Here is a 2521-nt window from a genome sequence, read left to right as displayed (position 1 = left end):
GCTCGCCGAGCGGAAGAACGCGCTACGCTCAGGCGACATCTGGGTGCAGTGCTCACGCCAGTTCAGGGACTTTGACGACTACCTGCTGCCGACAGAGAATTTCCAGGCGATCATGCAGGGCAATGTCGTGCCGCTGCCGATCATCGCTGATTGCGACCGTTACCTGGAGGAGCGGCGGCAGTTGCTGGAGCAGCGGCTGGCAACCGTCAACCAGCTCGCGGCCGACAACGGACTGCCCGATGCGATCATTACGGAATCGGGCCTGAAAATCACGCCACTCGATGCAGCGGTTCCCGCGCGTGAAGATCACAGAGTTGCTGATGGAGGTCGATGCGTGGACCGGCTTCACCCGCCACTTCATGCACCTGAAGACCGGAGAGACCGCAAAAGACAAGACATTGCTACTCACAACGGTCCTGGCCGATGCGATCAACCTCGGACTGACGAAGATGGCGGAGGCCTGCCTCGGTACCACCTACGCGAAAGTGTCGTGGCTGCAGGCGTGGCACATCCGGGACGAAACCTATTCGCAGGCGCTGGCTGAACTCGTCAACGCACAGTTCGCCCATCCGTTCGCTGCCCACTGGGGTGACGGCAGCACTTCATCATCGGACGGGCAGCGCTTCCGGGCTGGTGGCCGCGCCGAGAGCACCGGACATGTGAACCCGAAGTATGGCGCCGAACCAGGCCGGATGTTCTACACGCATATCTCCGACCAGTACGCGCCGTTCTACCCGAACCTCGTGAACGTCGGCGTGCGCGATTCGACCTACGTGCTCGACGGCCTGCTGTACCACGAGTCGGATCTGCGCATTCAGGAACATTACACCGACACCAATGGCTTTACCGACCACGTTTTTGCACTGATGCACCTGCTGGGCTTCCGGTTCGCGCCCCGCATCCGCGATCTCCACGACATGAAACTGTACGTGCCTGGCAGCGTGAAGGATTATCCGGCGCGTGCCTCAATGATCGGCGACACGTACAACGAAAAGCACATGCGGAGGAACTGGGACGAGGTTCTCCGTCTGGCGACGTCGATCCGGCAGGGCACCGTCACGGCTTCGCTGATCTTCGCTGATGCTGCGCGAGCTTGGCAGCTATCCAAGACAGAACGGCCTCGCCGTCGCACTGCGCGAAATCGGTCGCATCGAGCGCACGCTGTTCATTCTCGACTGGCCGCAAAACGTCGAGCTGCGCCGTCGCGTTCATGCCGGCTTGAACAAGGGCGAGGCCCGCAATGCGCTTGCGCGCTCGGTGTTCTTCTACCGCCTCGGGGAAATCCGCGATCGCAGCTTCGAGGCTCAGCGCTATCGCGCCAGCGGGCTGAATCTGGTCACGGCCGCGATCGTACTGTGGAATACCGTCTACCTCGAGCGGGCTGTCCAGACCATGCACGAGCGGCGTACCTGCCGACACCGCGCTGCTGCCGTATCTGTCGCCGCTCGGCTGGGAGCACATCAACCTGACCGGCGACTACGTCTGGCATCAGGACCGCAAGCTTCAGGCCGGCAGGCTCAGGGCCAGTGGTGCCGGGGGCGGAGCCGCGGATCCGGCGTCGCTCGCAAACTGCCGAAGGCTCAACCGGCCCTGCCGCCATACCCAGCGAAGTCGACATCGTATAATCACCCGATATAGTCGTTTCGACCCTCGCGAAGATAAAATCCGCCGTGAACAACCTGATATCCCTACCGCCGCTTGCCGACGACGATTTTGCCCGTCTCGCCGGGTTTCTTGACTCCATCGGCGATGCCGCGATGAACATCGAAACGCTCGACGGCTATTTCGTCGCGTTGATTTGCGGACCTGACATCGTGTTGCCCAGCGAGTATCTGCCCCAGATCTGGGGGGAAGATTTTTCGTTTGAAAGCGACGGCCAGGCCACCGAAATCATCGAGCTGCTCATGCGTCACTGGAACACGATCAGCACGGAATTGCAGCAAACGCTGCATGAGCCGAATGTGTACCTGCCCGTGTTGCTCGAGCGCGACGATGGTGTTGCCCCGGCCAACGACTGGGCGCATGGCTTCATGCGCGGCGTACAGATGCGTCCTGCGAGCTGGGGGGAACTGATCCACGACGAGGACCACGGCGGGCCGATGATCCCGATCATGATGCTGCATCATGAACACAATCCCGACCCGCAGATGCGGCCACCATCGATCCCTGCGGAAAAGCGCAAGAGTCTGCTGGAGGCGATGATCGCCGGGCTGACCCACATCTACCGTTACTTCGAGCCCCACCGGCGCGCGCTGGCGAGCATCCCACGACGCGTTCCCATGCGTCGTGAAGAGCCGAGGATCGGGCGCAACGAGCCGTGCCCGTGCGGTAGTGGCCGCAAGTACAAGCATTGCTGCATGGCCAGTTCGCCGACGTTTCACTGATCAGGTAGCACAGAGAGGTGGCGCCGGAATTTCGGACAAGGTCGGTAAGTGGAACGGTCGGGGCCTGAGCTGGTCATAGGGACCAGCAAAAGGAACCCAAAGATGGCAAAAAGAAGCCGCCGGTCGCATAGCCCGGC

The 2521-nt window shown here is 61.7% G+C and carries 1 protein-coding gene and 1 pseudogene; both read left to right on the top strand.

Features of this window, described 5'->3' with window-relative positions:
* Positions 1 to 1522: pseudogene (locus AB3X89_RS39415) on the top strand (Tn3 family transposase); the annotation flags it as partial.
* Between the two features lie 148 nt (positions 1523 to 1670).
* On the top strand, positions 1671 to 2384 hold the full coding sequence (locus AB3X89_RS39410; protein ID WP_368587965.1) for a UPF0149 family protein: 714 nt from the start codon (positions 1671 to 1673) through the stop codon (positions 2382 to 2384).
* Positions 2385 to 2521 lie beyond the last annotated feature (137 nt).

This window comes from Paraburkholderia sp. BR14320, assembly GCF_040948665.1.
GTDB lineage: Bacteria > Pseudomonadota > Gammaproteobacteria > Burkholderiales > Burkholderiaceae > Paraburkholderia > Paraburkholderia youngii.
This window is presented reverse-complemented; position numbering and strand designations above follow the sequence as displayed.